We start from the raw sequence: 6141 nt of genomic DNA on the forward strand, positions 1-6141 counted from the left end.
CATGGCGAAGCTGGCGAACAGCTGAAGGCCTTCGGTGAAACCGCCGAACACCGCCATGGAGGTGAGGATGTCGCGATCAGTCTCGCAGCCGAACTTGCCAAGATAGTCGTGCTTGGCCGCCATCTCCTCGTACTCCATGAAGGCGGAGAACTCGGTGTCAGGCATGCCGATGGTTTCCAGCAGCAGCGCATAGGCCGCAATGTGGATCGTCTCCATGTTGGAGAAGGCGGCGAGCATCATGCGCACTTCAACCGGTTTGAAGAGCGGCATGTAGTTTTCCATGTAGTTCGCGCCGACTTCCACATCCGACTGGGTAAAGAAGCGGAAGATCTGCGTGAGCAGATTGCGCTCCTTGTCGGTCAGCTTGGTCGCCCAGTCCTTGCAGTCCTCGCCCAGCGGCACCTCTTCGGGCAGCCAGTGCACTTGGGACTGGACCTTCCAGAAATCATACGCCCACGGATAGCGGAACGGCTTGTAGGTCAGGCTGGGAGTCAACAGGCCCGGGCGGTCGGAAGCGACGGTAAGCATGGCGTTTCTTTCTCGGCTCTGCGCATTCAAATTGAAGGGCTTGGCGCGCGTTCGACACGACAGATAGCGCCTCAGCCCCTCAGGTCCACTACATATTGTGTCGCAATGAGTCTGGTTTCCAGTGTATTAATCCGGTTATCCACGAGGGAAGAAACTTGACCTTGATGCGACTCAAACCGGTCCGGCTAGAAAGCGCGCGACATCGAGATCGCGCCAAAGCGTTGCAGGCCGTTCTGGCTCGCATACTGCTCGCTTCGCACCACATACGTAAAGGCCAGCCGGTAGGAATTGATGTGCAGCGCCGCGCCCGCCTGCACATCCCCCACCCAGACATTGCGATCCACCGAACGCGAGTCGCGATAGGTATTGCCGTCCAGGAAAACATCGCGCGCCACCGCATAGCCGCCAACGCCGACAAAGACGTAAGCCGCTATATGTTGTGTCGGGGTGTAAAGACTGGACGGCGCGAGGGCCGGCCGCAGCCGCGGCGGCGCGAACGCATCCTGCAGATCGGTGCCGAATCGCACCGTCGCGCCGGCGGACAGATCCGTCCTCAGCGTGCCCAGCGTCAGTCCGGCGTGGCCCATCACATCGGCGGTGTAATGGCCAATCCGCCATTGATGGATCCGCTCGGTCCGCTGACCTGAAATCGCGAACACCACCTCGTCATGAAGCTGGGTGTCCCAGCCGCGCGGCTCCTTGCCATCAATCAGCTGATGCCAGCTCGTCTGAAGAAACTCGCCCTGCGCGCTCGGACCAATAATGCCCACATCGACGAGAATGGTGTGTTCGCTGTTCGGAGTTCGCGCCGAAGCAAACCAGTTCACATTCAAATGCGCGGCATAAGGGTGATCGTCGAGCGGCGGGTTCTCGAGCGTGATGTCGCTGGCGGTGTAAAGTGTATGCGCGAGCGCGAAGCCCTGACGGACCCGCGCGCCCTTGAGATTGACGAAAGGCTGGGTGCGGGCGGCCTGGGTCAGCCAGCGGCTCACCTCATCCTCGGGCGCAACCCATTCCAGTCGGATGCCGTTCGTGTAATTCCGGTCCGTACCGCCAAAGAGGTCGTTCTCGACCACAAGGGTCAGAACGCCGCCATCTTCAGGCTGGGCGTCAACCGGATGGTCACGCGCCTCAGAGCGCGGCGTGTGCACGCATATCAAGGCCGCAGCTCCAAGGAGCGCGGACGCCAGTCTGATCATGATGGGCAATCCCTTTGCCGCGCTATCGGCGCAGCGTTCTCAGCTTAACGACGCAACGTCAATGAGAACGCAGCGAACCCTTCTGAAGTTTCCCAGGATTCATTGGGCAACGCATAGCGGGTTTCACGCTGGATATAGGCAAAGGAGATGTCGGCGCCGCCAAACCGGGCGGCGATGCCCGCCTGTGCATCGCCCACGGTCGCATAGGGCCCCATGGCGAGCGCGTTGCGCATGTCAAAGCCCGCGCCCGGATCATACATCAGCGCCTGTTGGTCAGCGCCTGCAAAGAACCACCAGGCCGGGCGCTCCTCGCCAAAGCCTTCATCGAGATACTGACCCAGGCGCACCGTCGCGCCCGCTTCCGCGGCCGGGCCATCCTGACCGATCGACAGGCCGGCCCGCGGCGAGACGCCCACATCGAGCCCTTCCGGACCGCCGGGTGAGTCAAACGCGTTTTCATAGCGCAGCGTCATGCGACGGTTGGAGCGGCCGGCCGGGTCAAGGTCGCTTCCCGCGATGTCGGCATAGGAATCCGACAGGGCCGACAGCGCAGCATCAGGTGCGCGCCCGTCAAACAGCGACACCGAGATGCGCCCGCCCGACGGCGTCTGCACCAGAGTGGCGCCGGCCTGATAGAAAGCGGAGAAGCCTTCCATGGCTGCGCTGTCCGCGCGAACGCTGAGCGCCACGCCCGCCAGTCGGGCCGCATCCGGCAAGGCCGTAGTCGAATCAGAGCCGATGAACTCGATATAGCCCGGAGACCGTCCCAACGCCTGCGCCGGCGCAAAATTGCTGCGGTCCGGGGCGGGCCGCGCCGGCGCCAGCTCGGCCTGGAGCGGACCGAGGATCATCGCGCGTGTTTCCTGTGAGGCCTGTCCCTGCTGCGCCTGAGCGCGCTCACACGGGCCGCCGAGCGAGGTGAGACACGCCGCAGCAAGGAGGCCGGCCAGCACGCTGGCGTGCTGCGCGGATTTGCTCACCTTGCTCACATTCGGCGTGGTCATACCGGTCCCCATCGGCTTCAACCTGCATTGTTCAAATCATACCATGAACAATGGCCATTCTTTGATCAAGGAGCCTTCTTTAGGGTTAACAGTTCATAAAAATTAATACTACTTAGAATTCATGGGATTAAATACAAAGAACCCCGGAACGGGCCCGGGGTTCTTCGTTTATTCGAAAAAAATTCGACCTATTGGCAGGCGAGGCACTCGTCATAGTCCTTGGGCGCAGCATCGCTGAGTGATTTGGACATCTCGTCCTTCTCGCCGGCGCCGGCATAGGCGGCGCGCTGCACCGATTTCGAGCGGCAGTAATAGAGCGATTTGACGCCCTTCTCCCACGCCGACCAGTGCAGCATGTGCAGGTCCCATTTGTTCACATCGCCCGGCAGGAACAGGTTCAGCGATTGCGCCTGGCAGATATAGGGCGAGCGGTCAGCCGCGTGCTCGATGACCCAGCGCTGATCGAGCTCGAAGGCGGTCTTGAAGACGTCCTTCTCCAGCTCGTCCAGGCAATCCAGATGCTGCACGGAGCCTTCGTGCTCGAGGATGGAGGACCACACCGCCGGGGTGTTCTTGCCCTTCTCCTCAAGGATCTTCTCAAGATACGGGTTCTTCACGGTGAAGGAGCCCGAGAGCGTCTTGTGCGTGTAGACATTGGCCGGGATCGGCTCGATGCCCGCCGAGGTGCCGCCGCAGATGATGGAGATCGACGCGGTCGGCGCGATCGCCAGCTTGTGCGAGAAGCGCGCCTTCACGCCGTTGTCCGCCGCGTCCGGGCATGCGCCGCGCTCTTCGGCGAGCTTGACCGAGGCTTTGTCGGCGCCCTGGCGGATATGCTGGAACATGCGCTTGTTCCAGGACTGCGCCATGGCGGACTCAAACGGCACGTTCATGCTTTGCAGGAAGGAGTGGAAGCCCATCAGGCCCAGCCCCACAGACCGCTCACGCGCCGCAGAGTATTTCGCACGCTCCATTTCATCAGGAGCACGCTCGATGAAGTCCTGCAGGATGTTGTCGAGGAAGCGGAAGATGTCCTCGAGGAAGCGCTCGTCATCCTTCCACTCGAGGAATTTCTCGGCGTTCAGAGAGGACAGGCAGCACACCGCCGTGCGGTCATTGCCCAGATGGTCCACGCCCGTCGGCAGGGTGATTTCCGAGCACAGGTTGGACTGGCGCACCTTCAGGCCCAGCTTGCGCTGGTGAGCCGGCAGATTGTTGTTCACCGTGTCGGAGAACAGGATGTAGGGCTCGCCGGTCTGCAGGCGGACTTCCAGGATCTTCTGCCACAGCTTGCGGGCATTGACGGTTTTGACCACTTCGCCGGACCGCGGGGAGATCAGCTCGAACTCCTCATCCTTGGCGACGGCCTCCATGAATGCGTCAGAGACGTTGAGGCCGTGGTGAAGGTTGAGACTCTTGCGGTTGAAGTCGCCCGACGGTTTGCGGATTTCGAGGAATTCCTCGATTTCCGGGTGGTGAATGTCGAGATAGACGGCCGCCGAACCGCGACGCAGCGACCCCTGGGAAATCGCCAGCGTCAGCGAATCCATCACGCGGATGAACGGGATGATTCCGGAGGTCTGTCCGTTCTGCCCGACCTTCTCGCCGATCGAACGCACATTGCCCCAATAGGTGCCGATGCCGCCGCCATTGGAGGCGAGCCAGACATTCTCGGTCCAGGTCGACACGATGTCGCCCAGCGAATCATCCACCGAGTTCAGGAAGCAGGAAATGGGCAGGCCGCGATCCGCGCCGCCATTGGAGAGGACAGGCGTCGCCGGCATGAACCACAGATTCGACATGTAGTCATAAAGGCGCTGAGCATGCTCGAGATCGTCGGCATAGGCCGTCGACACCCGCGCGAACATGTCCTGATAGGATTCGCCCGGCAGCAGGTAACGGTCGACCAGGGTCTTCTTGCCGAAATCGGTCAGAAGCGCGTCCCGCGAAGGATCGGTCTTAACCTTATCAACCAGTCGAAGCTGAACAGCCTTGGGCTTGCCGCGCAGGGCCGAAGCGGACTCCTGCGTGCGGGCTCCGGTAGCGTGGGCTTGGTCGAAAGGCGTCATCTCTACCCGCTCCAATTCAGCGTCGCGCGTTATGCCTGCGAGAGGCCGTTTTCCCGCGCGCTGCTTAAGAAAAACCTATACATGGTGTGCGGCTTCCCCCGGAAACCGCAACATATAGTGCTTGGGTCCCATCTGACCGTCAACGGGTCAAACCGGCTCCCAGCCGCTTTTTTCGTAAACAAAGTCCTACCAGAAAACGCTCCGGGCCCGGACTCGTTAAGGAGTCCGGGCCCGGGGATAAATGCGGTTTCTTGTGGATATCTGGCGCGAGCCGCAAAGCCCGCATTCTGTGTCCGGTTAACCCAGAGACAGAAGCTCGGGGTCCCCGCCCTGGGCGGCCACATTGATGGTCACGGTATGCTCCGCCGCGAAGCGGTAGATATAGTGCGGACCGCCAGCCTTGGGTCCGGTGCCGGACAGGCCCTCGCCGCCGAACGGCTGAACCCCGACCACCGCGCCGGTGATGTTGCGGTTCACATAGCAATTGCCCACCGGGACCGCCGCGCGAACCATGTCCGCGAATCGATCCAGACGACTGTGAACGCCGAGCGTCAGGCCGTAGCCCTTGTCCGCCAGCTGACCGGCGACTTTCTGAAGGTCGGCGCGCTTGTAGCGCATCACATGCATGATCGGGCCGAACTTCTCCTCGGTCAGCTGATCAAGAGAGCTGATCTCCACCAGCGTGGGCGCGAAATACTCACCCTTGGCCGCCATTTCGGCGCTCAACGGCGCGCGATGGAGCACCTTGGCGCGGGACTCCATGTCCTTGACGTGCTCCTGGAGCATCTCATGGGCTTCCGCGTCGATGACCGGGCCGATATCGGTCGCCGGATCAGACGGATCGCCGAGAGAGAGCATGTCCATGGCGCCGGTGAGCCCCTCAATCAGCAGATCGCCGATCTCCTCGGGAATCAGAAGCACACGCAGCGCCGAGCACCGCTGACCGGCGGATCCGAACGCTGAGTTGATGGCGTCATCGATCACCTGCTCATGCAGGGCCGAGGTATCCACGAACATGCCATTGAGGCCGCCCGTCTCCGCGATCAGCGGCACGATCGGGCCGTCCTTGGCGGCGAGCGTGCGGTTGATGATCCGCGCGACATCCGTCGACCCGGTGAACGCGACGCCGTCAACGCCGGGCAGCTCTGTCAGGGCGCCGCCGATCTTGCCGTCGCCCGGCAACAGATGGAGCACGCCCTTGGGCAGGCCCGCCTCAAGATAGATCTTCACGGCCTCATAGGCGATCAGCGGGCTTTGCTCGGCCGGCTTGGCCAGCACGGAATTGCCGGCCGCCAGCGCGGCGGCCACCTGACCGGTGAAGATCGCCAGCGGGAAGTTCCA

General features: G+C 62.0%; 5 protein-coding genes. All 5 read right to left on the reverse strand.

Annotation, left to right across the window (positions count from 1 at the left end; genetic code table 11):
• The coding region (locus B2Z70_RS03560; RefSeq protein WP_292981062.1) for a ribonucleotide-diphosphate reductase subunit beta at positions 1–528 on the reverse strand (528 nt) is incomplete at its 3' end.
• A gap of 185 nt (positions 529–713) precedes the next feature.
• Entirely contained in the window at positions 714–1727 is a 1014-nt protein-coding gene (locus tag B2Z70_RS03565; protein ID WP_292981065.1) for a lipid A deacylase LpxR family protein, read from the reverse strand.
• Between the two features lie 44 nt (positions 1728–1771).
• Complete coding sequence (locus tag B2Z70_RS03570; protein WP_292981068.1) at positions 1772–2731, reverse strand: lipid A-modifier LpxR family protein; 960 nt, start codon at positions 2729–2731, stop codon at positions 1772–1774.
• 188 nt (positions 2732–2919) lie between these two features.
• Positions 2920–4800 carry a ribonucleoside-diphosphate reductase subunit alpha gene (locus B2Z70_RS03575; RefSeq protein ID WP_009801741.1) on the reverse strand — a complete coding sequence of 627 codons (1881 nt, stop codon included), beginning with the start codon at positions 4798–4800 and terminating at the stop codon, positions 2920–2922.
• 297 nt (positions 4801–5097) lie between these two features.
• Positions 5098–6141 (reverse strand): aldehyde dehydrogenase family protein (locus B2Z70_RS03580; protein ID WP_292981071.1); only part of this gene is annotated, 1044 nt, incomplete at its 5' end.

The sequence above is a fragment of the Oceanicaulis sp. UBA6590 genome (assembly GCF_002433705.1).
Lineage (GTDB): Bacteria > Pseudomonadota > Alphaproteobacteria > Caulobacterales > Maricaulaceae > Oceanicaulis.

Bases quoted from the DNA above. Each gene is read 5' to 3' on its own strand.
- B2Z70_RS03570 (WP_292981068.1), bottom strand. From the start codon at position 2,731: ATGACCACGCCGAATGTGAGCAAGGTGAGCAAATCCGCGCAGCACGCC.
- B2Z70_RS03565 (WP_292981065.1), bottom strand. From the start codon at position 1,727: ATGATCAGACTGGCGTCCGCGCTCCTTGGAGCTGCGGCCTTGATATGC.
- B2Z70_RS03575 (WP_009801741.1), bottom strand. From the start codon at position 4,800: ATGACGCCTTTCGACCAAGCCCACGCTACCGGAGCCCGCACGCAGGAG.